The 26,128-nt window shown below is 57.0% G+C and carries 26 protein-coding genes; 13 read left to right on the top strand and 13 right to left on the bottom strand.

Annotated features, from left to right (window positions below; all coding sequences use genetic code 11):
* Positions 1–170: 170 nt before the first annotated feature.
* Entirely contained in the window at positions 171–950 is a 780-nt protein-coding gene (locus AC559G_RS12295) for a phosphate/phosphite/phosphonate ABC transporter substrate-binding protein (RefSeq protein ID WP_121552928.1), read from the top strand.
* A 12-nt stretch (positions 951–962) separates the two neighbouring features.
* Here the strand turns inward: AC559G_RS12295 and AC559G_RS12300 are convergent, their stop codons facing one another.
* The 3 genes from AC559G_RS12300 to AC559G_RS12310 form a co-directional block, all read right to left on the bottom strand.
* Positions 963–1,130 (bottom strand): YohO family small membrane protein, encoded by a 168-nt coding sequence (locus AC559G_RS12300; RefSeq protein ID WP_183096478.1) that lies wholly within the window; start codon positions 1,128–1,130, stop codon positions 963–965.
* 116 nt (positions 1,131–1,246) lie between these two features.
* Entirely contained in the window at positions 1,247–1,732 is a 486-nt protein-coding gene (locus AC559G_RS12305; RefSeq protein WP_230469393.1) for a DUF2878 domain-containing protein, read from the bottom strand.
* A 96-nt stretch (positions 1,733–1,828) separates the two neighbouring features.
* Complete coding sequence (locus AC559G_RS12310) at positions 1,829–2,482, bottom strand: helix-turn-helix transcriptional regulator (protein ID WP_498912786.1); 654 nt, start codon at positions 2,480–2,482, stop codon at positions 1,829–1,831.
* 230 nt (positions 2,483–2,712) lie between these two features.
* Between AC559G_RS12310 and AC559G_RS12315 the strand changes: the two genes are divergently transcribed.
* The 3 genes from AC559G_RS12315 to AC559G_RS12325 all read left to right on the top strand — a co-directional run bounded on the left by AC559G_RS12315 (position 2,713) and on the right by AC559G_RS12325 (position 4,665).
* A complete protein-coding gene (locus AC559G_RS12315; RefSeq protein ID WP_279027724.1) occupies positions 2,713–3,555 on the top strand; it encodes an AraC family transcriptional regulator in 843 nt (280 codons plus the stop codon).
* Positions 3,556–3,628: 73 nt separating this feature from the next.
* A complete protein-coding gene (locus AC559G_RS12320; protein ID WP_498912724.1) occupies positions 3,629–4,357 on the top strand; it encodes an AzlC family ABC transporter permease in 729 nt (242 codons plus the stop codon).
* Positions 4,354–4,665 carry an AzlD domain-containing protein gene (locus AC559G_RS12325; protein ID WP_095848917.1) on the top strand — a complete coding sequence of 104 codons (312 nt, stop codon included), beginning with the start codon at positions 4,354–4,356 and terminating at the stop codon, positions 4,663–4,665. The genes AC559G_RS12320 and AC559G_RS12325 overlap by 4 nt, the downstream gene beginning before the upstream one ends.
* A gap of 54 nt (positions 4,666–4,719) precedes the next feature.
* Here the strand turns inward: AC559G_RS12325 and AC559G_RS12330 are convergent, their stop codons facing one another.
* Together AC559G_RS12330 and ompC are read right to left on the bottom strand one after the other, a co-directional pair.
* On the bottom strand, positions 4,720–5,535 hold the full coding sequence (locus AC559G_RS12330; protein ID WP_498912725.1) for an HAD family acid phosphatase: 816 nt from the start codon (positions 5,533–5,535) through the stop codon (positions 4,720–4,722).
* 233 nt (positions 5,536–5,768) lie between these two features.
* Entirely contained in the window at positions 5,769–6,866 is a 1,098-nt protein-coding gene (gene ompC / locus AC559G_RS12335) for a porin OmpC (protein ID WP_438599105.1), read from the bottom strand.
* Between the two features lie 308 nt (positions 6,867–7,174).
* On the opposite strand from ompC, the gene AC559G_RS12340 reads away from it, so the two are divergent.
* The 6 genes from AC559G_RS12340 (at position 7,175) to AC559G_RS12365 (ending at position 14,751) form a co-directional block, all read left to right on the top strand.
* Entirely contained in the window at positions 7,175–8,428 is a 1,254-nt protein-coding gene (locus AC559G_RS12340) for a glycoside hydrolase family 28 protein (protein WP_498912726.1), read from the top strand.
* A 144-nt stretch (positions 8,429–8,572) separates the two neighbouring features.
* Positions 8,573–8,887 (top strand): carboxymuconolactone decarboxylase family protein, encoded by a 315-nt coding sequence (locus AC559G_RS12345; protein WP_498912727.1) that lies wholly within the window; start codon positions 8,573–8,575, stop codon positions 8,885–8,887.
* A 3-nt stretch (positions 8,888–8,890) separates the two neighbouring features.
* On the top strand, positions 8,891–9,283 hold the full coding sequence (locus tag AC559G_RS12350) for a tautomerase family protein (protein ID WP_498912728.1): 393 nt from the start codon (positions 8,891–8,893) through the stop codon (positions 9,281–9,283).
* Between the two features lie 66 nt (positions 9,284–9,349).
* Positions 9,350–11,551 carry an ATP-dependent DNA helicase DinG gene (gene dinG / locus AC559G_RS12355; protein ID WP_498912729.1) on the top strand — a complete coding sequence of 734 codons (2,202 nt, stop codon included), beginning with the start codon at positions 9,350–9,352 and terminating at the stop codon, positions 11,549–11,551.
* 97 nt (positions 11,552–11,648) lie between these two features.
* Entirely contained in the window at positions 11,649–12,617 is a 969-nt protein-coding gene (gene ybiB, locus AC559G_RS12360) for a DNA-binding protein YbiB (protein ID WP_498912730.1), read from the top strand.
* 280 nt (positions 12,618–12,897) lie between these two features.
* Positions 12,898–14,751, top strand: coding sequence for a gluzincin family metallopeptidase (locus AC559G_RS12365; RefSeq protein ID WP_498912731.1), 1,854 nt, complete (start codon positions 12,898–12,900; stop codon positions 14,749–14,751).
* 53 nt (positions 14,752–14,804) lie between these two features.
* Here AC559G_RS12365 and AC559G_RS12370 read toward each other — a convergent pair whose 3' ends face one another.
* Positions 14,805–15,440 carry a flavin reductase family protein gene (locus AC559G_RS12370; protein ID WP_498912732.1) on the bottom strand — a complete coding sequence of 212 codons (636 nt, stop codon included), beginning with the start codon at positions 15,438–15,440 and terminating at the stop codon, positions 14,805–14,807.
* 121 nt (positions 15,441–15,561) lie between these two features.
* On the opposite strand from AC559G_RS12370, the gene rlmF reads away from it, so the two are divergent.
* Positions 15,562–16,533, top strand: coding sequence for a 23S rRNA (adenine(1618)-N(6))-methyltransferase RlmF (gene rlmF, locus AC559G_RS12375; RefSeq protein WP_498912733.1), 972 nt, complete (start codon positions 15,562–15,564; stop codon positions 16,531–16,533).
* A gap of 69 nt (positions 16,534–16,602) precedes the next feature.
* Here the strand turns inward: rlmF and ybiO are convergent, their stop codons facing one another.
* The 6 genes from ybiO to dps form a co-directional block, all read right to left on the bottom strand.
* Positions 16,603–18,822 (bottom strand): mechanosensitive channel protein, encoded by a 2,220-nt coding sequence (gene ybiO / locus AC559G_RS12380; protein WP_498912734.1) that lies wholly within the window; start codon positions 18,820–18,822, stop codon positions 16,603–16,605.
* Between the two features lie 127 nt (positions 18,823–18,949).
* Entirely contained in the window at positions 18,950–19,672 is a 723-nt protein-coding gene (glnQ, locus tag AC559G_RS12385) for a glutamine ABC transporter ATP-binding protein GlnQ (RefSeq protein WP_498912735.1), read from the bottom strand.
* Complete coding sequence (glnP, locus tag AC559G_RS12390) at positions 19,669–20,328, bottom strand: glutamine ABC transporter permease GlnP (RefSeq protein ID WP_095845296.1); 660 nt, start codon at positions 20,326–20,328, stop codon at positions 19,669–19,671. The genes glnQ and glnP overlap by 4 nt, the downstream gene beginning before the upstream one ends.
* Positions 20,329–20,590: 262 nt before the next feature.
* Positions 20,591–21,334 carry a glutamine ABC transporter substrate-binding protein gene (glnH, locus tag AC559G_RS12395; RefSeq protein WP_498912736.1) on the bottom strand — a complete coding sequence of 248 codons (744 nt, stop codon included), beginning with the start codon at positions 21,332–21,334 and terminating at the stop codon, positions 20,591–20,593.
* Between the two features lie 384 nt (positions 21,335–21,718).
* Entirely contained in the window at positions 21,719–21,985 is a 267-nt protein-coding gene (locus tag AC559G_RS12400; protein WP_095845294.1) for a DksA/TraR family C4-type zinc finger protein, read from the bottom strand.
* Between the two features lie 164 nt (positions 21,986–22,149).
* Positions 22,150–22,653, bottom strand: coding sequence for a DNA starvation/stationary phase protection protein Dps (gene dps, locus AC559G_RS12405; protein ID WP_121552914.1), 504 nt, complete (start codon positions 22,651–22,653; stop codon positions 22,150–22,152).
* 375 nt (positions 22,654–23,028) lie between these two features.
* Here dps and AC559G_RS12410 point away from each other — a divergent pair, with 375 nt between their 5' ends.
* Complete coding sequence (locus AC559G_RS12410) at positions 23,029–23,562, top strand: P-loop NTPase family protein (protein WP_498912737.1); 534 nt, start codon at positions 23,029–23,031, stop codon at positions 23,560–23,562.
* Positions 23,563–23,846: 284 nt separating this feature from the next.
* Complete coding sequence (locus tag AC559G_RS12415; RefSeq protein WP_498912738.1) at positions 23,847–25,052, top strand: aldose 1-epimerase family protein; 1,206 nt, start codon at positions 23,847–23,849, stop codon at positions 25,050–25,052.
* A 58-nt stretch (positions 25,053–25,110) separates the two neighbouring features.
* On the opposite strand, the gene rhtA is transcribed toward AC559G_RS12415, so the two are convergent.
* Positions 25,111–25,998, bottom strand: coding sequence for a threonine/homoserine exporter RhtA (gene rhtA, locus AC559G_RS12420; RefSeq protein WP_438597301.1), 888 nt, complete (start codon positions 25,996–25,998; stop codon positions 25,111–25,113).
* Positions 25,999–26,128: the final 130 nt, after the last annotated feature.

Consider the following 26,128-nt stretch of genomic DNA (forward strand, 5'->3'; position numbering starts at 1 on the left):
AGCTCACGCGGCGGATGCTGATTTCCTGCCGGGTTTGCGACAGTTGGCCGATTGCGTGTGCGTTCTGTTGGCTATGATTATCACTGGGTGGTTGAAACGTCAGGGGCGCTGTCTGGCCGTCGGGCATCAGCCGGCGTGGGCACTACGCATTTCTGCGCTAAGGGGGTCTTATGCAGGTATCTTTGCCGATGTATGGCGTCGGCCGCCAGCAGGTCGCATTGTTCTGGCATGCGCTGCGCGCCAGGCTGTTGGAGCTCGGCTTGCCGGACGCGCCGGCCGCGTTGAGCTGGCCGCAGGATCTCTTGCTGCACTGGCAGCAGCCAGACCTGCTGCTAAGCCAAACCTGTGGTTATACGCTGGTGAAATATTTGCCGCACGTCAAACTGGTCGGCACCTACCATTATCGGGTCGAGGGCTGTAACGGCGCAAACTACAGCAGCTGGCTGGTTGTGCGGGCAGATGCCCCCGGTGAGCGGCTGGCGGATTTCCGCGGCCGGGTGGTGGCCTATAACCACGCCGATTCCCAGTCTGGCTATAACAGCCTGCGGGCGCTGGTGGCGCCGCTGGCGGAGAATGGGCGTTTTTTCAGCCGCGCGGTGGTTACCGGCAGCCATGAAAATTCCGTGCGGGCGATTCAGCTTGGGCTGGCGGATATTGCCGCCGTTGATTGCGTGAGCCTGGAATTGTTAAAGCGCGCGCAGCCGCAAGCGCTGGCCGGGGTGAAAATCATTGGCCGCACGGCGTCGGTGCCTGGCATGCCGCTGATTACCGCCGCCGCCACAACGGCGGAACAGCTGGCTATTTTGCGGGCGGCGGCCAGCGCGATGGTTAACGATCCGGCCAGCGAGAGCCTGCTGATCGGGGATTTCAGCCTGATACCGCGTTCAGCGTATCAGGCGATCGCCGATCAGGAGCAGCAAGCGGCGGCGTTAGGGGTCCGTACGCTTTAACGGCTAAAGAGGTTACTGCTGATCCTGTTGGCTCGGCATGGGCAGCAAGGAAGGCGCCTGGCTGTTGGTTTCCTGCGGCGTGGTGGAGCGGGTGTAGATATTCAGCCCGGCCAGGAAGACACCTCCAAGCGAACCGAAGGCGCACAGGGCGATGATGATGATAAACGCTTTTTTCAGCATGGGAGTCGATCGCTGGTTGCTCAGATAAGGGGCGATTATAGGCTTTTCCCCTGTTGAAACAAACACCATTTTTTGTGGTGGTTTAGCCGCCCGGGCCGCTTTCCCCGGCGTTATCATCAGCGTTTTAACAAGGGATAACTGATTAACGGCAGGTAAACCGCCCAACTGGCGGACAGCACCAATAGCATCAGTTGCGGCGCGATCCCGGGGGCGATGGCCTGCAATTGCCAACCGGCCAGGCCGGTGAGAGGGCCGCCGATGGCGCCGGCGACCGCCAGTGCCATCAGGGTGCTTTGCAACTGCGGCAGCAGCCAGTACCACCAGCAACTGAAGGTCAGCCAAAGCGCCCCCGCCCACAGCGGCAGCGCCGGTTGGCTGACGTAGGCCACCACGCCGGCGTAGTGCCAGGCAGCATCCATCGCCATCCCCAACGGCGCGGCCAACAGCAGCCAGCGCCGTTGCCGGCCATAGGGCAGCAGCGGCGCCAGCAGCGCGCCGCCGATCAGTAAAACTTCGGCGCGTTCGCGGCCTAGTACTGCCAGCGCCCAGTAAACGCAGAACCCCAGGGTAACAAGCCAAAAGCCTGCGCGCAGCTTCATCATATCCACCGTGTTTGTGACTGGTATGAGGCAAAACGTGTCGCCTAAACATCCTGCCCCGCAGGGGCCGGTTGCCTGGGCGTATTGAGCAATGAACCGCTAGCGCCGTGAAATACGGTAGGCACAGCGGCGCGCGCCGGACAAAATGTGTTCGCTGCGCTCCACCTGCGCCTGCAGAACCTCGGCGAAGACGCTCAGCTCCGCACGGCAAAAGCCCTGGCAAATGCTGGCCGCCGCGCAGATCGGGCAGTGGTTTTCGATCAGCAAAAACGTGCCGTCTTCCTGTTCATGCCATTCGGCCATGTAACCTTCGCGGCAGCGGATCGCCGCCAGCCGCGCGACGCGCTCCTGCAGCCTGGCAGCCCCGACCATCGCCTGTTTGTAGTTGATGCGGGTATCCTGCTCGCGGGCTTCAATCAACAGTTCAAGCGCCTGTTCGCCGAGCTTATCACGGACGTTTCGCAATAGCTGGACGGTCAATTCCGAATGTGTGTCTGGAAAACGGGCGTTGCCGGCCGGCGTCAAGTGCCAGATCTGCAGCGGCCGGCCCACGCCGCGCGTTTGGGCGACGGCTTCGACCAGGCCTTCTTTGGCCAGTTTGACAAACTGCTGGCGTGCCGCCTCGCCGGTCGTTCCCAGCATTTTTCCGGCTTCGGCGGCCCGTTGCGGGCCTTGGGTTTTTAATAATGTCAGTAACCGCTCACTGACGGAATGTGCGGAAGGGTCACCATGTCCTAACGTGTTTTTTGCCATATTTTCCGCAGCACCTTGATTCTTCATGATTAATTCATGATAACGCTAGCGCACTATCAGGGTTAACTCAATGTCATTACTCTGAAACCGCATTGCCCGGCAGCTGCCGCCGGGCAATTTTGTACAAAACGGCGCATACCAGTGAATGATAGGCTGTGTACCATTATCGATCGTGCAGGAAATGCTGCCCCGCACGGCGGCAATCCGTGTTATGCAGTGGAGAGAGGGTTATGCAAAGCAAGCTCCGGCGCGGCCGCCGGGAGCAGACGAATTTTATGCACGTGGACGATCTGGGCGGGTTGGAAGTTTTACAAGCCAGCTACCAGCGCCAGACCTTTGCACGCCATAGCCACGAGGGGTTCTGCGTGGGGGTGATTGATGAAGGCGCCCAGCGCTTCTACCGCACCGGCGGGGAGCACGTCGCCCCGCTGGGCAGCATTATTCTGGTCAATGCCGATGAGATCCATACAGGCAGCGCGGCGACGGAAGGCGGTTGGGCCTATCAGGCGATGTACCCAACGCCGGAGATGCTGGCATTTTTATCGCGCGATCTCAAAACCAGCGCCGGGGCTACCCCTTACTTTCCCAACCCGGTGGTGTATGACGCCGGCCTGGCGGGGCAGTTGCGCCTGGCCTTCACGCTGCTGCACAGCAATGAAAACCGCCTGTTGAAAGAAACCATGGTGTTTTCAGCGCTCACCTGGTTGATGTTGCGCCACGCCAAAAGCCGCGGTGAACCCGCCGCGCAAAGCCGGGCGCAGGCCCAGGTGGCGCGTATCAAGACGTTTTTGGACGACTACCCGGAAGCCGATGTTTCCCTGCTGGAACTGGCGGAGCGCGTGGCGCTCAGCCCCTACTACCTGCTGCGCCAGTTCCAACAGGTGACCGGCCTTCCGCCGCATGCCTACCAGATTCAGGCGCGTCTGCGTAAGGCTCGCGGCATGCTGAAAGCCGGCTATAGCGTGCTTGATAGTGCGCTGGCCTGCGGTTTTCACGATCAAAGCCATTTCCACCGCCATTTTCGTCAATCGATGGGCGTGACCCCCGGTGACTATGTGAAGTCTCTGAAATAATGTGCAATTGGGTGCAAGATCTCCTGCACCTGGCCGCATTACGCTGTTCTCCGAATAATCAAAGGAGAACACCATGCATAAACTTTCCTCTCCCGGCGGCATGTCGGCACGGCTCCCCAGCGCATTACCCCGCTGGCGCCCTGCGTTGCAAGGGGCCGTGGCGATGCTGCCGCTGTGCCTGGCGGTTTTGCCCTGGGGCATACTGGCCGGTTCGATGGCGGTGGAAAGCGGCCTGACGGCGGTACAGGGGCTGGGCATGTCGGCGATCGTTTTTGCCGGGGCATCGCAGTTGGTTGCCATGGGCATGATGAAAAGCGGGGCCGGCGTGTTGGCGATCGTCGTCTCCACGTTCTTCGTTACCGCGCAGCATTTTCTGTATGCGCTGCGGCTGCGTGACCGCATTTCCCCCTTGCCGCTGCGCTGGCGCCTGCTGCTGGGCTTTTTGCTTACCGACGAACTGTTCGCGCTGACCGGCGATCGGCACCCCGCGCGTTTTAACCGCTGGTATGCTTTGGGCGCGGGCCTGATGTTTTATCTGTGCTGGTTTTTATCGACCGGGTTAGGCGTATTCGCCGCCGATCGCGTGGGCGATGTGGGCCGCTATGGCCTGGATTTTTCCATTGTCGCCACCTTTATCGCCATTGTGGTGCCGAGGGTATGCAACCTGCCGATATTGGCCTGTGTGCTGACCGCGCTGGGCCTATCCATTGCGCTGCACGCTTATCAGGTACCGGGGGCGTTGGTGCTTGCAACCGTAGCGGCAATGCTGGTTGGGCTGTTATGCAGCAGGGGGCAGGCGTGATTTGGCTGACGATTGCCCTGATGGGGCTGGTGGTGTTTTTTAACCGTTATTGCTTCCTGGCGCCGAACATACCGTTGCGGCTGCCGCCACGCATCAAGGCGTTGCTGGGATTTTCGGCGCCGGCGGTGCTGACGGCGATCTGCGGGCCGATTGTGGCATTCGACGGCGATCAGTGGCGCGCCCTGCCGGACAACCCTTACCTGTGGGGCGCTGTGTTTGCCGTTATCCTGGCGTTTTTCCTGCGCAATATGCTGGCGGCGGTGGCGCTCAGCATGCTGATTTTTATCGCGCTGTGCGGCGTAATGTAACGCCGGTTGAGCGGGGGCGCTTCCCTCTCCGGTGGGAGAGGGAAAGGTGGCGGTTTATTGCCCGCTCCAGGCGCGGATCGCCTGTTGGCGCACCTGCAGCTTTTGCTCCGGCGTTAGCGTGTTGTAGCCCGGCGCCATCCCGCTTTCCCAGTCGCCATACAGCGGGTTGGGTAGCACGATGAACTCGGTACCGAACTTGTCCTGATTGGCGCTGACGAATGCCCGGCGCTGCGCGTTATCTTTGTGGTAGGTGGCGGCGCCAAAGTCGTTTAGGTTATCCCCGGCGTAAACCACGATGTCGTAACCCGCGTTTTTGATGCGATCAAAGCGCGCCTGCTTGTTTGAGCTATCCTGGCTAAGCAATACTGTGTGTTCCGACATACCGGTGAAACCGAGCTTCTGCATATTGGCGACGGTGGTCGCATATTCCGATTGTTTACGGTTGGACACGTAGAACATGGTGCCGCCATGGGTGTTGACGTAGTTGGCGAACTGCACGGCGCCTGGCACCGCCAGCGCCTGCCCGGCTTGCGACCATGCGGCCCAGCTTGCGGCGGCAAAGGGTTTGCCCTGATGTGCCTGCCAGCCGGAATAGGCGCTGTTATCCAGCATGGTTTCATCCAGATCGACCACGACCGCTTTTTTCTTGCCGGCCGCCGGTTTGGCCTGATCGAACGCGCGTTGCGCGCTGTTGAAGGCCTGGTGCGCAAGCGCCTGATATTCCCCGGACTGCTGGAACCAGTTCACGGCCAGAACCGATTGATCCGCCAGCCGCTGCTGCGCGGGTTGTTGAGCACAGCCTGCCAGGGAGAGTAAGGCGATACCGGTGGCGGCACCAAGGGCGATCTGCTTGAAACGTATTTTTGCCATATCAAGGATAACTCTCTGTTGGTTGTTATGGTGGCCGGGCAGGGGATGCCGGCGCAGGGCTGTAGTATCATCATGATGAGTGCGGCGCGATGCATAAGCCGGAATTAGCCTATACCCGTTTGTTTTATCAGGCAAGTTTGGTATTTGGCGGAGCCATCAGGAAAAAAGAAAAAAGCCGGGTGCAGCGCCCCGGCGAAATAAAAACGAGTATAAGATGAAGCAAACGCAGTGGTTTAGAACTGATAGGTCAGCGCGACGGCGACTACGTCGTCGTTTTTCAAGCCAAGTTTATTATTGTCGTCAAGACGGTTGATTTTATAATCAACATAGGTAGACATGTTTTTGTTGAAATAATAAACGGCGCCGACATCAATATATTTCACCAAATCGGCATCGCCGACGTTTTCGATGTCTTTACCTTTTGATTGAACATACGCCAATGATGGGCGCAGGCCGAAATCAAACTGGTATTGCGCGACCACTTCAAAACCCTGTGCTTTATTGGCGAATCCGCTAACGCTGGTTGAGGTGTTGTTAATTTGCGCAGTGCCGGAAATTGGCGCCAGATTATGGCTTTCGGAATATGTCGCTGCCAGGTACAGGTTGTTGTTGTCATATTTCAGGCCGGTTGCCCAAATATCTGCTTTGTCACCTTTGCCGTAGGTACCGAGTTTTTGCGTGGTGGTGCGGTTGGAGGAGGCGTATGCGGCACCTACGCTAATCCCGTCAACAATTTCGTAGCTGGAAGAAATCCCCCAGCCGTCGCCGTTTGCCTTGCTGGCGGAACGGCCGTCGTTTTCATTTTTGCCCTGGTACTGCACGGCGAATTTCAGGCCGTCAACCAGGCCGAAGAAGTTGTTATTACGGTAAGTCGCCACGCCATTAGTACGGCCAGTCATGAAGTTGTCGGTTTTGATGTAAGCATCGTCACCGAACTCTGGCAGCATATCGGTCCAGGCGGCAACGTCATAAATAATACCGTAGTTGCGGCCGTAGTCGAATGAACCAAAATCTTTGTATTTCAAGCCGGCGAAGCCAAGACGGGTTTTCGTATCGGTGGTGCCTTCAGATTCAGTGTGGTTGGCGGCAATCTGATATTCCCACTGGCCGTAGCCGGTCAGTGCATCGGTAATTTGCGTCGCGCCTTTAAAACCGATGCGGACATAGGTTTTATCGCCATCATTGCTGGTGTCATCAGAAAAATAATGCAGTGCCTTTGCTCGGCCGTAAAAATCAAGTTTATTGCCATCTTTATTGTAGATTTCTGCTGCCTGGGTTGCTTGCGCAATTAAAAGTGCCGGAATAATAACGGCCAGAAGATTACGTTTCATGGTTTTTCCTGCTTTATACGATTGAAAGACGCTTCTCATCATCAGTTGATGCTGTCGAAATTATCGCAGCGCAGAATTTTTACCAATTTATTGTGATGTATTTATGACAAAAGATTTATTTCTATGTGGATATCTAAATACGGGCTAAAAACGGTGTTTTTTTGTACCACCAACCTGGTGGGTAAGACATTTATTTTGTGTGGGTAATTACACAACCCACAGGACGTGAATTAGCGGAAACGTTTCAGCAAACTAGGATCGTCGTGCCAGCAGAGGCACTGTTTAACCTGATAAGGAAATTGATAGACATGAAATATTCACACAAAAAAATAGCATTAAGCGCCTTGGCGTTGTGTATCGGCAGCCATTTGCCGGCGGCCTTCGCAGCCGACAGCCGCAGCGTAAAAACCCCGGTGATCCCGGCCAGTTGCAGCGTGCTTAGCGCCACCAACGGCGATGCGACGGCGAGTATTCAAAAAGCGCTGAATGCCTGCGCCAAAGGCAAGAGCGTGCGCCTGGTCGCCAAAGGCAGCGCGAACAAATTCTATGCCGGCCCCTTGCAACTGCCTTCCGGGGTGGGGCTCTGGGTTGATCAGGGCGTCACGCTGCTGGCCAAGGCTTCTCCAACGGCGTTTGATAACGTCGGTAAGACATGCGGCACGCTGGATAAATCCGGCAAGGGCTGCTGGGCGTTTATCACCGTCAGCGGTGCCACCGGCAGTGGGATTTATGGCAAAGGCATCATCGACGGCCAGGGCGGCGTGGTTATGGAAGGGAAAAATCAAAGCTGGTGGCAGCTGGCGACGGAGGCCAAAACCAAGAAGCTGAGCCAGAATGCGCCGCGTCTTATCCAAATCAACAGTTCCAGGGATATTAAGCTCTACCAGATCACGCTGAAAAACTCACCTAACTTTCACGTGGTTAGCGATCGGGTGGACGGCTTAACCGCCTGGGGGATCACCATCAATACGCCGGGAACCGCCCGAAATACCGATGGGTTTGATCCGATCTCCTCGCAGAACGTGACGCTCATCAACAGCAGCATCAGCACCGGGGATGACAACGTGGCGATAAAAGCCGGCAATAACGGCCCAACGCGCAATATCTCTATTGTGAACAATAAGTTTGGCGTAGGGCACGGCATGTCGATCGGCAGTGAAACCAACGGCGGCGTCAGCGGCGTTGATGTGAGCAACCTGACGTTAAACGGCACCACCAGCGGGCTGCGGATCAAAAGCGATCGCACCCGTGGCGGCGTGGTTTCCGGCGTGAAATACAACCAGGTATGCATGCAAAACGTGAAAAACCCGATCGTCATGGATACCCAGTATGAGAACAATACCGCGGGCAACCGGGTGCCAACCTTCCGGGATATCACGTTGGCCAATGTGACCAGCGTAACCTCGGGGGCGGTGCTACTGCGCGGCATCAGCAGCGCTAACCCGATTGCGCTGACGCTGCAAGGCGTTTACCTGGCGAAGGGCACAACCTTTAGCCAAAGTAATGCCACGTTAAAAGGCAGTTTTTTGATTACGCCGGCGGGGAAAACCTGCGCTAATTGATAAAGCGGCCGCAGCCGGCCGGGGCTGAGCAGGCGGTAGGTTTATAATCCTGTTTTTATAAACCATCAATGCAAAAAATCCCGATATTCACCACTGTACCCGGCGGGTAGGGTAATTGCTATTGCACACAACAGGAGGATTATCATGCATAGCAAACACACCGCCGGGCAACAGGCTTTCGGTGATATCGCCCCGAAGCTGGCCGAGCTGAGCGATCGCGTTTTATTTGACGATGTCTGGCAAAGGCCAGAACTGACCCGCCGCGAACGCAGCTTAATCACCGTTGCCGCACTGGTGGCTCTGAACGGCGTGGAGCAATTGCCTTTCCACCTGCAACTGGCGCAGCGCAATGGCGTGAATGTGGTGCAACTGGCAGAGGCGATCACTCACCTGGCGTTTTATGCTGGTTGGCCGGCAGCGGCCTCGGCAATCGCGCGCCTGCGCGATCTGGGGGAGTAAACCATGCCTTTCACCCGTATCGCCCTGCAACGGGGCAAATCGAGCGACTATCTGCATACCCTGTCCGAGACGTTGCACCAGGCGCTGGTAGATGCGTTTGACGTGCCCGCGGCGGATAAATTCCAGGCGATCGATCAGTACTCACCGGGCGAACTGATATACGATCGTGATTATCTCGGCGGGCCGCGTTCTACAGAGTATATATTGTTTTATATTACCAGCGGCCGCCCGCGCAGCACGACCACCAAACAGCGTTTTTATCAGCGCCTTACTGCGTTGCTGGCGCAGAACCTGCAATTGCGGCCAGAAGATGTGATGGTGATCATTGCCTGCACGGAGGCCGATGCATGGTCCTTTAGCGCGGGGCGCATCGCAATGTTGCCGGGCCAGCCGTAACTCGGGCTGACGCCGCGGGTGGTCTGTGGGACAATAGCGCCATCATTTCGTTTAGATAAGAGTTGAATGGCGCTCACCACCTCAGTAAAAAATCAAATAGGCCAGTGGTACAAAGCCCTGCAGCAGCAAATACCGGATTTTATTTCCCGCGCACCGCAGCGCCAGATGATCGCTGAAGTGGCGAAAACCCTGGCTGGCGACTATCCACGCCATTTGGCGATCGAAGCGCCGACCGGCGTCGGCAAAACGCTGTCATACCTGATCCCGGGCATCGCCGTCGGGCGGGACGAAGGCAAACCGCTGGTGGTCAGCACCGCCAATGTGGCGCTGCAAGACCAGATCTACAGTAAAGATCTGCCGCTGTTGAAAAAAATCATCCCCGATCTGAAATTCACCGGCGCGTTTGGCCGCGGGCGCTATGTTTGCCCGCGTAACCTGGCGGCAATGAGCACCGACGCGGCGGAGCAGGGCGATCTGATGCTGTATCTGGATGAGGATGAGTTGGCGCCGTCCAGCGGTGAAGAACAGGCGCAATGTCAAAAGCTGGCCAAGGCCCTCAGCCGCCACGAGTGGGACGGGCTGCGCGATCATTATGCCCAAAGCATTAACGATGCGCTGTGGGGCAAATTGAGCACGGATAGGGCCAACTGCCTGGGGCGCAACTGCCACTATATTCGCGAGTGCCCGTTTTATATTGCGCGCAAGGAAATAGAGAGCGCCGATGTGGTGGTCGCCAACCATGCGCTGGTGATGGCGGCGCTGGAAAGCGAATCGGTGTTGCCGAACCCGAAAGAGTTGCTGCTGGTGCTGGATGAAGGCCACCACTTGCCGGAAGTGGCGCGCGATGCGTTGGAAATCGAAGGTGAAATCACCGCGCTGGCCACCAATTTGCAGCTTGATCTGATCGTGCGCCAAGTGGAGCAATGCATCACGCAGTACCGGCCAAAGAACCCGCCGGGATTATCCAACCCCGAGCGGTTGAAAAACCATTGCGAAGAGATGCGTGAACTGGTGCAGACCTTTGAGCGCCAGGTGAGCGCTTACCTGCCAGGCGACAGCGTTGCCGCCGAGCATCGCTTTGAAATGGGCCAGTTGCCGCCGGAGATGATCGAGATCTGCAGCCGTTTATTCAAACTGACCGATGCGCTGCGCGGCCTGGCGGAATTCATCCTCAACGATCTGACCGAACAAAGCGGCAAGCATGACATCATGCGCCTGCACCGGGCCATTTTGCAGATGAACCGCACCTCTGGCTATCTGGACGCGATGACCAAACTGTGGCGCCTGGCGGCGCTGGAAAAATCCTCTAACGCGCCGATCACCAAATGGGTAACGCGCGAACAGCGCGATAACGTCACCCACCTGTATCTGCACTGCGTCGGCATCCGCGTGAGCGATCAACTGGAAAAACTGCTGTGGCGCAATGTGCCGCATGTCGTGGTCACGTCGGCCACGCTGCGTTCCCTGAACAGTTTTGCCCGCCTGCAGGAAATGAGCGGGTTGAATGAAAAGGCCGGCGATCGCTTCGAAGTCCTGGCTTCGCCGTTCAATCACATTGAGCAGGGGAAAATCGTTATCCCGCAAATGCGTGTTGAACCGGTGTTAGCTCATGAGGCGGAGCACCTGGAAGAGATGGCCCGTTGTTTTCGCGCCGAGGTGGCTGGTGGGCAGCATAAAGGTATGCTGGTGCTGTTTAGCAGTAACCGCGCGATGCAAACCTTTCTCAGCTATGTCGCCGATTTGCGCCTGATGCTGCTGGTGCAGGGGGATCAGCCGCGTTACCGGCTGGTGGAGGAGCACTGCAAACGGGTGGCGAGCGGCAGCGCCAGCGTACTGGTTGGCCTGCAGTCTTTTGCCGAAGGGCTGGATTTGAAAGGCGAATTACTGACCCAGGTACATATTCACAAGATTGCTTTCCCGCCGATCGACAGCCCGGTGATCCTCACCGAAGGGGAGTGGCTGAAATCGCTTAAGCGCTATCCGTTCGAGGTGCAAAGCTTGCCCAGTGCGTCTTTTAATCTGATCCAGCAGGTGGGGCGCCTTATCCGCAGTTTGCAGTGCCGCGGCGAGATCGTGATTTATGATCGCCGCCTGTTGACCAAAAATTACGGCGCCCGCCTGCTTGCCGCATTGCCGGTGTTCCCGATCGAACAGCGCGCGGTGCCAGAGGCCGACAAAGCGCACCTGGCGGCGCTGAAATCTGCAGCGGCGGCGGCGAAAAAAGAGAAAAAGCCCGGCAGCCCTTTTGCTCGGCGGCGGCGGCGCTGATGATTGCCATGTACAACTGTGCAGCGGGTAACTCATAATTGTGCGCAAATACATGAATAAGGCCTGCTTGCCGCAGGCATACCAGGGGAACCCCGCCATGGATTACACCAAAATTATCAAAGAAATCGGCCGTGGCAAGAATCATGCGCGCGATTTGGATCAGGAAACCGCTTTCCAGCTTTATCAGGCGATCCTGGCCGGCGATGTGCCGCCGCTGGAACTGGGCGGCGTGTTGATCGCGCTGCGTATCAAAGGCGAAGCGGAAGCCGAGATGCTCGGCTTTTATCACGCCATGCAGCAGCAGGTGATGCAGCTTTCTTTGCCGCAGGGCAAACCGATGCCGGTGGTATTGCCGAGCTACAACGGCGCGCGCAGGCAGGCGAACCTTACGCCGCTGCTGGCATTGCTGTTGGCCAAAGTCGGCCTGCCGGTGGTGGTGCACGGGGTGATAGACGATCGCACCCGGGTGACCAGTGCGGAAATTTTCCAGGCGCTGGGCATGCCCTGGTCGGAAGACGCGGCCCATGCCCAGCAGCGGCTGGATGCGGGCGAACCGGTGTTTATTCCGGTGAGCGCACTGTCTGCGCCTTTGGAGCGCCAACTTGGCCTGCGTTGGCGTATGGGGGTGCGCAACAGTGCGCATACGCTGGCAAAATTGGCCACGCCGTTTGGCGCCGCCGATGTGCTGCGCATCGCCAGCGTTTCTCACCCGGAATATGTGGAGCGCGTCGGTTCGTTCTTCCGCCAGATTGGCGGGCGCGGGTTACTGATGCACGGTACGGAAGGCGAAGCCTACGCTAACCCGCAGCGTTGCCCGCAGATCCATTACATCGTGGGCGGCGAGCAGCAGGTGCTGATGGAACGGCCATCGCAAGATGAAAGTGCGCAACTGCCAGCGGAGAAGGATGCGCTCAGCACGGCGCGCTGGACGGAGCGCTGCCTGGCCGGGGATGTGCCCATCCCGCCGGCGATCCAGCGCCAAATCGCCTGTTGCCTGGTCGCGGTCGGTGTGGCGACGACGCTGGAAGATGGGCTGGCGCGTTTGTGTGACGTCTGCCTGCCATAACCCTGAATTTGCGATGTGTTAATTCATTGTGCAACGCGGAATTTATTGGGTATACCCTTCATACTTCAAGCTGCAGGTGTGTTGGCTTTATTACTCGGCCCATCCCTGGGCCTCGCCCCGATGGGGCAGCTGCGTTGCCGCGTAATTCAGCCATTCGGCCTCACCCCTACGGGGCCAGCGCTAGCGCTGTTCAAAAACGCTTTCGCGTTTTTGTCCTGCAACTCGAATTATTTTGGGTATGTATACTGAAAAAACCGGCGTATTTTCTTAGAGGATGGTTATGCAACAGGCTCTCGAGTATTTCAATCAATTGAACCAGGATTACCTCAACGTTCACCGCAACAAAGAAGAATTATTCTGGCAAAACTATATGGGCACCGGCGGTAAGGATGTGTCGGCACGCTTTGCCGCGGCGGAAAGCGCCTATAAACGTTTTATCGCCGAGCCGCGCCGCCTGCCGGAGATTCGCCAAATGCTGGCCGGGCTCGAAGCCCAGCCCAACAGCCCGGAAAAAGAGGCGCTGTTGCACGGCCTGAACGGTTGGCTGCGCTTTTTTGACTGTAACGCGATTGAAGATCCACAGGCGCAGGCGCTGCTGGACCAAATCATCGCCGCCGAAGCCGATCTGTATAACCGCCGTAAAGACTACCCGGTGGAGCACCTGAACGCCAAGGGGGAGCGGGTGCCGGCTTCCCTCGGTGAGCTGCTCACCAATCAGGCCACCAACGAAAATGAAGAATATCGGCGCAGTTCGCAAACCGCGCTGCGCGATCTGGAGCAATGGCTGCTGCATAACGGCCTGCCGGAACTGATCGGTTTGCGTAACCGTTTTGCCCGCCAACTGGGTTACCGCAACTATTTTGATTACAAGGTGAACAAAACCGAACGGATGTCGCCGGAGCAACTGTTCGCTATTTTGGACCGGTTCGAACAGCAAACGCGCGCTGCCAATGCGCGCAGCCTGCAGCAACTGGCCGCCAGTAAGGGTGAGCAGGCGCTGGCACCATGGAACCTGCGCTTTGCCAGCGCCGGCGACGTGACGCGCCAGCTCGATCCCTACTTCCCGTTCGCACAGTCGCTGGCGCGCTGGGTGAACAGCTTCAAAAGGCTGCATATTGGCTTTCGCGGCGCGCAGTTGAACCTCGATCTGTTGGTGCGCAAAGGCAAATATGAAAATGGCTTTATGCACAGCCCGGTGCCGGCGTTTATCCAGCAGGGCAAATGGCAGCCGGCGCAGATCAATTTCACTAGCCTGGCGCAGCCGGGGCAGGTGGGCAGCGGCGCCAACGGCTTGAACACCTTGTTCCATGAGGGCGGGCACGCGGCGCACTTTGCCAACATTTGCCAGAATGCGCCGTGTTTCTCCCAGGAGTTCCCGCCGACCTCCATGGCCTATGCCGAAACCCAGTCGATGTTCTGCGATAGTCTGCTGGATGATGCCGACTGGCTGAAGCGCTATGCGAAAAACGCCGCCGGTGAACCGGTGCCGGATGCGTTGATCAAGGCCAGCATTGCCGCCCGCCAACCGATGCGCGCGTTTAACGAACGCCATATCCTGCTGGTGCCGTATTTTGAATGGGCGCTTTACCAGTGGGACGATGAGCAGCGCACGTCGGCGGCGATTAGCCAACTGGCGCGCGATATCGAGCAGAAGATTTTGGGCATCAGCGGCAGCCCGCGCCCGACGCTGGCGATCCCGCACCTGTTGTCGCTGGAATCCGCCTGTTCCTATCAGGGGTATCTGTTGGCGCTGATGGCGGTAGAGCAAACCCGGCAGTTCTTCCTTCAACGTGACGGTTACCTGACCGATAACCCGGCGATTGGCCCCGATCTGGCCCGGCATTACTGGCTGCCAGGCAACAGCGTCAGCCATGACGATACGTTGCGCAGCCTGACCGGCGAAGGCTTTAATCCGGATTACCTGGCCGAAGCCTGTAACCAAACGGTAGAGCAGGCCTGGCACGATGCGCAGCAGGCGATTGCCGCTGCGGCTCAGCGGCCGCAACCGCCGGCCGACTTTGATCTGGCGGCGCATATTCGCGTTGTGGATGGCGATGCAGTTTTGGCCGATAACGCTAACGGCGACGAGCAGATGTGCCGTGATTTCGCCGCGGCGATTGAAGCCCGCCTGTAAATGCAGGCGGCCTGTGGCGGGGCACGGCCAAGCCCAAGCCCCACCAGGGCGTATTATCCGCGCGCGTCCGGGCGCACCAGATCGAAGCGTTGTTGCTCGGAAATGCCGTAATAGGCCGTTGGGCCGCCGGCGCGCAGAATCGGCTGCGCCGCCGCCGTCTGGTAAATACCCTGTTCATCCAGCAGGTTGCCGGCGATATGCACGGCAACCACTTCTCCCAACACCAGCCAGGTGTCCACGTTCTCGCCCGTCGCCGTTTGCAACTGGATGCACTGCGTCAGCCGGCATTCGAAATTGACCGGGCTTTCCGCTACGCGGTCTACCCGCACTTTGCGCCCCGGCAATGGTGTCAGGCCAGCAAAGGTGAACTCGTCGCGATCGCGCGGCAGGCTGGCGGAACTGTTGTTCATCGCTTCGGCCAGCGGGCGCGTTGCCAGGTTCCAGATAAACTCGCCGGTTTCATGAATATTGGCCACGCTGTCTTTCCAGCCGCAGCTGGCAAAACCGATGATAGGCGGGTGATAGTTGAAACAGTTAAAGAAACTGTAAGGGGCCAGGTTGCGCTGGCCGGCGGCGCTGACGGACGATATCCAGCCGATCGGGCGTGGGCCGATAATGGCGTTCAGCGGATCGTGCGGCAGGCCGTGGCCCTGCGCGGGTTCATAATAGTAACGGGATTCACTGTTCATAAGCGGCCTGATAACGGGGGAAACCAGGCTATAATTCTGGCTGATGCGCCGCATTGTGCAAGTTGCCGCGTGCTTTATGTTATCTTACGCCGCAGAAATGGTTATCAGAGAGCCCGCCACGGTGCAAAAGAAAAAGACCTTCCCACAGCAAAAAAGCGGCCTGCATCCGCGCAACCGCCATCGCTCCCGCTATGATTTTCCTGCCCTGATTGCCAGTTGCCCGGCGTTGGCGCCGTTTGTCGCGCCCAACGTCTGGGGAGATGAATCGGTGGATTTTGCCGATCCGGCGGCGGTGAAAATGCTTAACCGGGCGTTGCTGCAGCATTTTTACGACATTGCGCATTGGGATATCCCGGCAGGCTACCTGTGCCCGCCGATCCCTGGCCGCGCGGATTACCTGCACCATTTGGCTGATCTGTTGGCCAGCGCTAACGGTGGTGCGATCCCGCGTGGCAAAAACGTGGCGATCCTGGACATTGGCGTGGGGGCCAACTGTATTTACCCGATCATCGGCCAGCACGATTATGGCTGGCGTTTTACCGGTTCGGAGATCGACCCGGTATCATTAAACGCGGCCAAAATGATCGTTACCATGAACCCGACCTTGCGTAACAGCGTGCGCCTGCGCCAGCAGAAACAGCCGGCGGCGATCTTCCAGGGCATTATCGGCGTGGCGGAGCGCTTTGATGCCACGCTGTGCAACCCGCCGTTCCACAGCTCGGCGCAGGAGGCCACGGCCAGCACCCGCCGCAAACTGCATAAGTTGGGCAAAGGCGAAGTGGGCGAAACACCGGTGCAGAATTTCGGCGGCAAAAATAATGAGCTGTGGTGTGAAGGCGGTGAAGCGGCTTTCGTTTGCCAGATGGTGGCGGAAAGCGTGGCCAGAGCGGGCAACTGTCTGTGGTTTACTTCGCTGGTTTCAAAAAGCACCACGTTGCCGCTGATTTATCAAGCGTTGCAGCAGGCCGGGGCGGTTGAGGTGCGCACCGTTGAAATGGCGCAGGGGCAGAAGATCAGCCGTTTTGTGGCCTGGACCTTCCTGTCGCCCCAACAGCAGGCCGAGTGGGCCGCTGCGCGTTGGGCGGCGGCATAAGCGTGCTTTAATACGGCGGCGGCAGCGTGAACGCAATGGCGTTAAACACCGGCTGCCGGCGCCTACACCCTATCTCTTTTGTGGTTCTTGCTTATCATCCTCTTCCGGCCGCTCTCCCGCCGCGGCATCTTTCTGCGAAGCGTAGGAAAGCTGCACTGCCTGCTGCGGCATGGCAATGCCGGCTTGTTCAAAATGAATCTTCACCAGCCTGTCCAGTGCATATTGCACTGCCCATTGCTTCAGCGCCTGGGTACGTACGGTGATCCGAATGGTAAATGAACGGTCAGCCAAGGCTACCACGCCGCTGAAGGCCGGTTCGCCGATCAGGAAGGCCCGCACGCCGTCGTCGTGTTGCAGCGCCGTAACCGCCTGCTGCAGCACTGCGGTAACGTGGTCAATATCTTCATCGCGGCTTACTGTGTATTCGGCGCGGTAAATGCCGAACTCGCGCGCGTAGTTTGCCAGCGTGGTGATCGAAGAGTAGGGCACGATATGGTACACGCCATAGTCATCACGCAGCCCAATGGAACGGATGGTCATGCGCTCCACCGTGCCGGTGATCCCGCTGACGGTCACGTACTCACCGCTGTTCATGCCGTTCTCAAACTGAATAAACACGCCGGTGATCACATCTTTCACCAGCGTTTGCGCGCCGAAACTGATGGCCAGGCCAAGCGCCCCGGCCCCGGCGAGCAATGGCGCGATGTTGATGCCCACCTGCGACAACACGATCATGATGGTGATGGTGCTGATTACGATGGCCAGGACATTGCGAAACAGCGTCAGCAAAGTACGTTCGCGCGCGCTTGGGTGCACGCTGTTGCTCACCTCCAGCGCCAGACGGTGCTCGATAACGCTGGCCATCAGGGTCCAACTGACAACGGCGATGGCTACGATCAGTAAGATATGCAGCAGCCCGCCAATCATGCGCCCGCCGATGTCGCTGCCGGCCCACTGGTACAGATTGAGAATATGCCAGGCATCAAGCAAAAACAGCGTCACTGCGGCCACCACCATTACCCGCAAAATTTTCAACCCATTGGGAATATAGGCATTGATGCGCCGTTCCAGCATCGGGTAACGGCGGTTAACATCATCGGGCAACGCGATGCGGCGGAAAATCCAACGGGTCAGCATACCGGAAAGCAGCGCCCCCGCGCCGATCACCAGCAGGCTTTTCACCGTGGCGGTCATCATAAAGCGCAGGCTGTTGCCAAGATCAAACTGCGACAGCACGAACAGCACCAGGAAATAGGCCATGGCCAGCAAATGCCAGACGTGCCCCAGCCCACGCAGAAACACGCTGAAGAAGGTCATCGAACGTTCCGCCAGCAGGTTGATTTGGTGCTGTATAGGCTTGCGGTTATGCAGGATCAGGCCAAACGCATACAGCGTTAGCGTGAGCATGATGGCCAGGTTGGTGAGCGCTGCCGCCGCGTAGCTTATCTGGGTGGCGATAATCGGCACCACCACCATCAGCCCATAGCCGATCAGGCCGCTTAGCCAGGCCAGCCGCGTGTTCCAGTAACCTGCCGTCTCATCGCTGAACGGGAATGGGCGCAGGTAGCTGAAACGCGGAGAAAAAATCAGCCGCAGCATGGCTTTGAAGAACTCAATCACCGCGAAGGCGTTAAGAAACAGCGTTTGTTGACGGGTGATCACGGCGCTGCCGGCATTCACATGCTGGGCGAACAGATTGCCTGCGGCCAGCGCCATCAGCAGAATCAGCAGGTCAATCACAAACGCGCCGATAATCGCCGCCGGGAGCTTGTACCACGGCCCCTGCTGGCGGTGCTTAACATGGTGGCCCCAGTCGCCCATCCGCCGGTACAGCGGGCTGACCAGGCGCCGGATCAGATGGAAAAAGGCAAACGTCACCGCCGCGGTGAGCAGGAAATAGCCCAGCGCGCGCAGAAAATTGTCGCGGTGGAACGCGCGCTTCGGGCCGGAATCAATGGTTTTTTGCAGCGTTGCCAGTTTGTGGTTAACGCTATCAAACGCGCTTTGCACCAGATCGCCAAGGCCATCACTCAAGGCTGCCTGCGGCGGCGGGGCGGTTTGTTGTTGCGCGGGGGCTTCACCCGCCGCTTGCTTTAGCTGGGCAATCAGGTTGGCCCGCGCCTGATCGTCTTCCAGCAGGTGGGCCAACGTGGCATAAGACGCTTTCTGCTGGTCTGCCGCAGCGGCGGCGAAGGTAGGAGGGGTGAACCAAAACAACAGCGGCAGTAATAACAGGAAGCGGCATTGGCGCAAACAGGTGGCTAATCGGGCGTATGCGTTTGGCGGCATTGTTCCTCTCTTTGTCGTGCCCGGGAAACGGGGTAAAGCAAAAAACACCCATTATAGTAGGGAATTGACCAAGCGGTACGTGGGAATCAAGATAGCGGGCGCAGGGCGCCCGCCAGAGCAGAAGCGATCAGGAAACGTGCTGCAGGAATTCGCGCAGGCGCGGGCTGGGCGGATTGTTGATCAGGGCATGCGGTTCCCCGTCTTGTGCAATGCGGCCCTTATCAATAAAGATCAGGCGCGAAGCCACCTTTTCGGCAAAACCGACTTCATGGGTGACGATCACCATGGTCATGCCTTCTTCCGCCAGATCCTGCATCACCTTCAGCACCTCATGGCGCAGTTCCGGATCGAGGGCGGAGGTGGGCTCATCGAACAGCATCATCTTCGGTTTTACCGCCAGCGCGCGGGCGATGGCCACGCGCTGTTGCTGGCCGCCGGAAAGCTCGCCAGGGTAGTGGTGAGCCCGTTCCTCCAGCCCGACTTTTGCCAGCAGCTCGCGCGCCTGCTTCTCCGCTTCGGCCTTTTTGATGCCGCGCACGCGGATAGGGCCAAAGGCGACGTTTTCCAGCGCGGTCAGGTGCGGGAACAGGTAAAACTGCTGGAACACCATCCCGGCTTCCTGGCGGATCAGGCGCTCATCCACTTTCGGATCGTTCACTTTCAGCCCATCGACGATCAGATCGCCGCTGGTGATCTCTTCGAGCTTGTTGATGCAGCGCAGCAGGGTGGATTTTCCCGAACCCGAAGGCCCGATGATGACGACGACTTCGCCCTGGTTGATTTTCAGGTCGATATCATGCAGCACTTTGGTTTGACCAAAATGTTTAGAGACGTTTTTAAATTCGATCACAGGATTTTCATCCTTCTTTCCAGGCGGCGCAGAATAAAGCTCAGCACCAGGGTAATAATCAGATAGATAACCGCCACGGCGCTCCAGATTTCCAGAGCGCGGAAGTTACCGGCAATAATCTCCTGCCCCTGGCGGGTCAGTTCAGCCACGCCGATCACGATAAACAGCGAGGTGTCTTTAATGCTGATGATCCACTGGTTACCCAGCGGCGGCAACATGCGGCGCAGCGCCAGCGGCATAATCACATAGCGAATGGTTTCGCGGCGCGACAGGCCGAGCGCCAGCCCGGCTTCGCGAAAGCCTTTATGGATAGACAGCACGGCACCGCGGGTGATTTCGGCAATATAGGCGCCGGAGTTGATCATGATGGTGACCACCGCCGCGCTGAAAGGATCGATACGCAAATCCGTAAACGCCATCGGCAGGGCGAAGTAGATAAACATCACCTGCACCACAATCGGCGTGCCGCGGATAACTTCAATGAAGACCAACGCGATATGGTTGCTGATCCAGCCGCCGTAGGTGCGTGCAAAGCCGGCGATAAGGCCGATGATAAGGCCGCCAACCAGACCGAGGACAGAAATCCACAGGGTCATTTTGGCGCCTTCTAACAGGATGGGGATGGCAGGCCAAATGGCGCTCCAGTCGAACTGCATGGTGTTTTCTCCCAGTGTTCCCAAAGGGAATCAGGTACGACAAAACGTGTCGTGGTTAAATCAGTTGGCCGCGAACAGAGCTGTACGCGTAACAACAGGCCGTATATGGCACCTTCACGCTGCCGGGGCGGCCGTGTTTGCCGCCGCGCCCAACAGATTTGCCACCCGAAGGGGCCCCTGGGGGCACCTGCCGGATGGCGTTGGTGTGACTGTTTGCAAAATCTACGGATGCACGCTTATGCGTGCAAGCGCGCGTTAGCCGTTATTTCGGCTCAACGCCAAACCATTTTTTGTAGATTTCGTTGTAGGTGCCGTTTTCACGCAGGGTTTTCAGCGCGGCATTCACCTTGTCGCGCAATGCATCGCTGCCTTTCGGGAAAGCGATGCCGTACTGTTGCGCTTCCAGCGATTCGCCAACCGGTTTGAATTTGCCGGCGCCGGCGGTCTTGATGAAATACAGGATGTTCGGCGTATCGTGCAGCACGGCATCCGCACGGCGGGTGCCCAGTTCCATGTAGGCGTTATCGATATTCGGGAACTGGCGCAGGTCCTTGGTCTTAATGTGTTGTTTGGCGTAATCCACGGAGCCCGTGCCGCTTTTCACCGCAACCACTTTGCCGTTCAGATCGTCAATGCTTTTAATGCTGTCATTGCTGGCGTTCACCATGATCAGCAGACCGCTTTTGTAATAACCATCGGAGAAGTCGATGGCCTTTTTGCGCTCGTCGGTGATGGTGATGCCGGCCAGCGCCAGGTCAACGTTCTTGGTTTGCAGCGCTGGGATGATACCGCTGAAATCCATGGGTTTGAGGGTGTAATCCAGCTTCAGCTCTTTGGCGATAGCGGCCCACAGGTCAATATCAAAGCCGACGTATTTGTCGCCCTGCTTGAATTCAAAGGGAACGAAGGCGGTGTCGGTTGCGACAACCAGTTTTTCTGCTGCGTGGAGGTTTATGGCGAAAGCCAGGGAAAGTGTGGCGAGAGTAACTTTAAAAATTGACTTCATGAGCGGTATTTCCTGTACAGGTTGTGGGTGACCCATTTTTTATATTGCAGCCATTGCCATGAAAGATTCGTGCCATGTTTTAATGTTTTATTAAAACAATGGGTTGGAATACGGCATGGTGCAATAACCGTGAATTTTTCCGCGATTGCACTGTTTGTAATCACCAAAATAGTGCAACAATCCATGGTGGTGCATAATAATTATGATTAACTGAATAATGGCGGGAAAACAACCGATAATTAACCATGTTGCCGTAATACAGACAACTAACGCTAACTTTTCTGGCGAAAAAATGTTGCATTTGGTGCAAGTGCAGCCGTATGCGCGGCCAGGAAAAAAGAAACGCCAAGCGTTGGCGGCGCTTGGCGGGGAGTGAATGCGGGGTTAGCGCAATTGGCTGTCTTTGCTGCCGCGGCGGTTGTACAGGCTGGCCGCCGCCTGCTTTTTGTCTTTCTCACTTTGACAGGCCAGGCAAAAGCGCACGCCTTTTAGCGCCTGGCGCCGCGCGAGTGGAATTTCTTCCCCACATTCCTGGCAATAATGCTCGCTTTCACCCTGCCCAAGGGCATGGCGCGCGCGCTCAACCGCATCTTCTACGGTGGAATCTATTTGATCTTGCACCGCACCGTCAGCTGCCCATCCGCTTGCCATAGTGACCTCTCTTTGTTGCTGTGACACGGATTACTATGGGTTTTTTTTTGTACAATTCAATAGTCATTGACGCAAAAAAACAGGCCGAGGTTACACCCCCGGCCTGTTTACACACAACATGCTCACTGTTGCCCGTGGGCTGCCTGTTTTAAGGCCGCGCACTTTTATTCAATATTAGACTCAATGAACCACAGGAATTTGTCCAGATCGCGCGAAGCGGCGGTAAACATGTCTGCGGTATCTTCATCTTCCACTTCGGTAATGGCTTTACGGATGTCGTTGGCCACGGCACCGTAGCGATCGGCCAGCGCCTTCAGGTGCTCCTGAACCGTATGGATGTTGGTTGGGTAGCTTTTCAGCGGCGTTTTATCATTAACAACCTGTACGGTACCCAGCGCGACGCCACCCAGTTGCACAACGCGTTCTGCGAAGATGTCCTGATGATTGGTAATGGCGGTTCTGAAACCATCCAGCATTTCATGGACACCGATGAAGTTTGCGCCACGCATGTTCCAGTGCGCCTGTTTGGTGATCAACGACAGATCGATGAACTGGATAACCTGTTCATTCAGAGCTTTAATGGTGGCCTGTTTGGTTTTCTCATCCACATCATTGCGCGTGAACAGTAGATCAGAAGATTTCGTTTTCACCAGTTTAGCGGTACTCATATCTGATATCCTCTTGATTAATTGTTGTCATATTTCGCTACGGATTTAAGTATAGCAGCGATAATTTTTTTTGCCGGCGGAGTGTGGCTATCGGATAAATAGGCAGGAACAGGTTGATTATTTTTATTGCCAGGGGTAATTTTTCTCGAAATTGTAAACCTTGCTGATTATTAAAGAGCTATCTATTTGCCTGTTTGAGGTTGGTAATTATTCTTAATATCATTTCGGCTAATGATATTCGCCTGAAAATGCCGCCGCGTACAGCCATTTTTATTCATTACATTATTTTCTGGTTTATTCGCAGATAATTCATATTGATAGCGCATCTTTGCCCTTATAAAATGTGCTCCCTCCTGTGAATGGCCTGGCTGAAAAATGAAAATCAACGTCGTCGGAACCAGCGGCAGCGGTAAAAGCACCGTGGCGCGCCAGTTGGCGCAGAAGTTTGCCGTGCCCTATATCGAGATGGATCTGCTGTTTTGGCGCCCGGCATGGCAGGGCACGCCGGACGAGGAATTTCTGCTCAAGGTTGAGCAAACGCTCGCTGCGGCGCCGATGGGCTGGGTGTTGGATGGTAACTACACCCGGACGAAGCCGATCAAATGGCGCGAGGTGCAATGGGTGGTATGGGTGGATTACGGTTTCTGCCGCACCCTCTGGCAGGCGATACGCCGTGCGCTGCAGAGGTCATGGCGCCATACCGAACTGTGGCCGCACACCGGCAACCGGGAAAACTTTCGCCGGTCTTTTTTCAGCCGTGATTCCATCATCCTCTGGACGTTAAAAACCTACCGTAAAAACCGTGCCAAATACCTGGCCGATATGCAGGATGCGCGCTACAGCCACATCCGCTTTATCCATTTGCGTTCCCCGCGCCAGACGGCTGCCTGGCTGCGGACGCTGCCTTAAATATCCGTTACGCAAATATGACGGCATCGTTTTTGCTGACGGCATCGTTTTGCTGAAGCAGCTTCAGCTATTTCAGCAATTCAATTAATGGCGATCGGACGTCTATTTTCATGCTTGCCTCGGCAAATTTGCATCGATAAGTATGATCCGTATCACGTAAATATTTTTCCGTTAATCGATGTCGCAGAAAAGTGACCCGCCTCGCATTTTCATTTAGCGCGAAAACCTACCTTTATCGAGGACAAAGCTAAAACCATTCAGCTTAAACAGATAAGGAATCATCAATGAAAACGTTTCTTGCAGTCTCAATCGCGCTCTCGCTGGTTTCCGGTTATGCCAGTGCTGAAACTATCGTATTGACAGATAACGAAAATGGTATTGAACAGGGCAATTGGCAGATTGATAGCCAAAAGCTGAACATCCCCGGCGCCCGCTTCAGCATTGAACAGAAGGTGCTGCACGGCGGCAAGCAGGAAGGCTCGAAAGTGATCACGCTGACCAGTCCGGGGCTGACCATTGCGCTTAGCCCGACACGCGGTATGGATCTGCTGCACGTTAACGGCTCTGGTGTGCGTTTGGGTTGGGATTCACCGGTGACGGATGTGGTCAACCCGGCCTACATCAACCTGGAAAGCCGCGGCGGCCTGGGCTGGCTGGATGGTTTCAATGAAATGGTGGTACGTTGCGGATACGAATGGACCGGTCACCCCGGCGTAGAAAACGGGACGCTGTATACGTTGCACGGCCGGGCCGGCAATACGCCGGCATCGAAGGTGGTGGTGGAAATTTCGGAAAAGGCGCCGTATGAAGTCCGTATCCGCGGTTTGCTGAAAGAGAACACCTTCAAGAAAAGCAATCTGGAAACCTGGACTGAGCTGCGGTACGTGCCGGGCGCGCAGTCATTCACCCTTCATGATCGCCTGACCAACCGCGCTGACTACCCGCGCGATTACCAGATTATCTACCACAGCAACTTTGGCACGCCGATCCTCGGCGAGGGGGCGACCTTCAGCGCGCCGATTAAGCAGATCTCGCCTTTCAACGACTATGCCAAAGCCGGGCTGAAAGGCTGGCATACCTATCAGGGGCCGACCAAAGACTTTGATGAGATGGTGTTCAATATCGTGCCGTTGGCCGATGCACAGGGGAAAACGCTGGCGATGCTGAATAACAAGCAAGGCGATCGCGGCGTGGCGATTGGCTTTGATACCCATCAACTGCCAGTGCTGACGCAGTGGAAAAACACCGATACTGAACGCCAGGGCTACGTCACTGGGATTGAACCCGGCACCAGCTACGCCTATCCGGTGAAAATCGAACGTGAGCAGGGGCGTATTAAACAACTGCAGCCGGGGCAAAGCACCGATTTTGAGCTGACCTACACCCTGCTGAAAGATGCTGAACAGGTGAAACAGTATCAGCAAAAAGTAAAAGCGCTGCAGGGCGATCAAGACGTGAAACTGGTGGAAACGCCGATCGCCGTTGAATAACCCTGCGCTTCGCCGCGTGATGTGATGGCAATGCCGGCTTTTGCCGGCATTTCTTTTACTAGGAAAGCGGCTCAATCCGCGTTTGCGTTTTGAGCGTCAGGGTGGCGCCAATGGAGGCGATGATAATCGCCGCCAGCGCGGCCCATTGCACCGGCGTCAGGTGTTCGTTCAGGAACACCATGCCGGACAACGCCGCCAGCGCCGGTTCCAGGCTCATCAGGGTGCCGAATGTGCGCGCCGGGATTTTGGGCAAGGCGATGATTTCCAATGAATAGGGCAATGCCGTGGACAGCACGGCGACCGCAATCGCCAGCGGAAGAATATCCACGTTCAGCAGCGCACCGCCGGCATGCCAGGCCCCAATAGGGCAAAATACGGCGGCGGCGATCAGCGAGCCGATGGCTGCCGTTCCCGGCCCATGGTTCCCGCCGGCCTTTTGGCCGGAAATAATGTATATCGCCCAACAGGTGCCGGCACCCAGGGCGCAGGCGGCGCCTAACGGATCGATAGCGCCCACGTTATGGCCCAGCGGCAGCAGAAACCCCAACCCGGTAACGGCCAGTATTACCCAGATAAAATCGACCGGGCGGCGGGATGAGCACATGGCCAGCGTCAGCGGGCCGGTGAATTCCAGCGCGACGGCGATCCCCAGCGGCACCGTGCGTAGCGAAAGGTAAAACAGATAGTTCATCGCCCCCAACGACAGGCCATAAATCAGCAGTGGCAGGCGGTTGCCCACGCTTAGCCGCATGCGCCAGGGGCGGAAGATGATAAACATGATCAGCGTGCCGATACTCAGGCGCAGGGTAGTGATCCCTTCAGCGCCGACCAGCGGAAACAGGCTTTTCGCCAGTGAGGCGCCCACCTGGGTGGATACAATGGCAATCAGTAAACCGCATATGGGTAACATTGTGGCGGGGGTGTTGGTACTCACGGAGGATGGCATCCCTTTTATCCTTATTTAGCGTCTTTCGTATCATCCCGGCTTCAGGAAAGCAATTCGTAAATAAGTGTATGCCAGTGTAAATGTTCGGAGATATATCGCTGTGAAAAGTCCGTGAAGAAGCAGAACTGAC

The organism is Gibbsiella greigii, assembly GCF_039540155.1.
Classification (GTDB): Bacteria; Pseudomonadota; Gammaproteobacteria; order Enterobacterales; family Enterobacteriaceae; genus Gibbsiella; species Gibbsiella quercinecans.

Bases quoted from the DNA above. Each gene is read 5' to 3' on its own strand.
- AC559G_RS12295 (WP_121552928.1), top strand. From the start codon at position 171: ATGCAGGTATCTTTGCCGATGTATGGCGTCGGCCGCCAGCAGGTCGCA.
- AC559G_RS12300 (WP_183096478.1), bottom strand. From the start codon at position 1,130: ATGCTGAAAAAAGCGTTTATCATCATCATCGCCCTGTGCGCCTTCGGT.
- AC559G_RS12305 (WP_230469393.1), bottom strand. From the start codon at position 1,732: ATGATGAAGCTGCGCGCAGGCTTTTGGCTTGTTACCCTGGGGTTCTGC.
- AC559G_RS12310 (WP_498912786.1), bottom strand. From the start codon at position 2,482: ATGGCAAAAAACACGTTAGGACATGGTGACCCTTCCGCACATTCCGTC.
- AC559G_RS12315 (WP_279027724.1), top strand. From the start codon at position 2,713: ATGCAAAGCAAGCTCCGGCGCGGCCGCCGGGAGCAGACGAATTTTATG.
- AC559G_RS12320 (WP_498912724.1), top strand. From the start codon at position 3,629: ATGCATAAACTTTCCTCTCCCGGCGGCATGTCGGCACGGCTCCCCAGC.
- AC559G_RS12330 (WP_498912725.1), bottom strand. From the start codon at position 5,535: ATGGCAAAAATACGTTTCAAGCAGATCGCCCTTGGTGCCGCCACCGGT.
- ompC (WP_438599105.1), bottom strand. From the start codon at position 6,866: ATGAAACGTAATCTTCTGGCCGTTATTATTCCGGCACTTTTAATTGCG.
- AC559G_RS12340 (WP_498912726.1), top strand. From the start codon at position 7,175: ATGAAATATTCACACAAAAAAATAGCATTAAGCGCCTTGGCGTTGTGT.
- AC559G_RS12345 (WP_498912727.1), top strand. From the start codon at position 8,573: ATGCATAGCAAACACACCGCCGGGCAACAGGCTTTCGGTGATATCGCC.
- AC559G_RS12350 (WP_498912728.1), top strand. From the start codon at position 8,891: ATGCCTTTCACCCGTATCGCCCTGCAACGGGGCAAATCGAGCGACTAT.
- dinG (WP_498912729.1), top strand. From the start codon at position 9,350: ATGGCGCTCACCACCTCAGTAAAAAATCAAATAGGCCAGTGGTACAAA.
- ybiB (WP_498912730.1), top strand. From the start codon at position 11,649: ATGGATTACACCAAAATTATCAAAGAAATCGGCCGTGGCAAGAATCAT.
- AC559G_RS12365 (WP_498912731.1), top strand. From the start codon at position 12,898: ATGCAACAGGCTCTCGAGTATTTCAATCAATTGAACCAGGATTACCTC.
- AC559G_RS12370 (WP_498912732.1), bottom strand. From the start codon at position 15,440: ATGAACAGTGAATCCCGTTACTATTATGAACCCGCGCAGGGCCACGGC.
- ybiO (WP_498912734.1), bottom strand. From the start codon at position 18,822: ATGCCGCCAAACGCATACGCCCGATTAGCCACCTGTTTGCGCCAATGC.
- glnP (WP_095845296.1), bottom strand. From the start codon at position 20,328: ATGCAGTTCGACTGGAGCGCCATTTGGCCTGCCATCCCCATCCTGTTA.
- glnH (WP_498912736.1), bottom strand. From the start codon at position 21,334: ATGAAGTCAATTTTTAAAGTTACTCTCGCCACACTTTCCCTGGCTTTC.
- AC559G_RS12400 (WP_095845294.1), bottom strand. From the start codon at position 21,985: ATGGCAAGCGGATGGGCAGCTGACGGTGCGGTGCAAGATCAAATAGAT.
- dps (WP_121552914.1), bottom strand. From the start codon at position 22,653: ATGAGTACCGCTAAACTGGTGAAAACGAAATCTTCTGATCTACTGTTC.
- AC559G_RS12410 (WP_498912737.1), top strand. From the start codon at position 23,029: ATGAAAATCAACGTCGTCGGAACCAGCGGCAGCGGTAAAAGCACCGTG.
- AC559G_RS12415 (WP_498912738.1), top strand. From the start codon at position 23,847: ATGAAAACGTTTCTTGCAGTCTCAATCGCGCTCTCGCTGGTTTCCGGT.
- rhtA (WP_438597301.1), bottom strand. From the start codon at position 25,998: ATGCCATCCTCCGTGAGTACCAACACCCCCGCCACAATGTTACCCATA.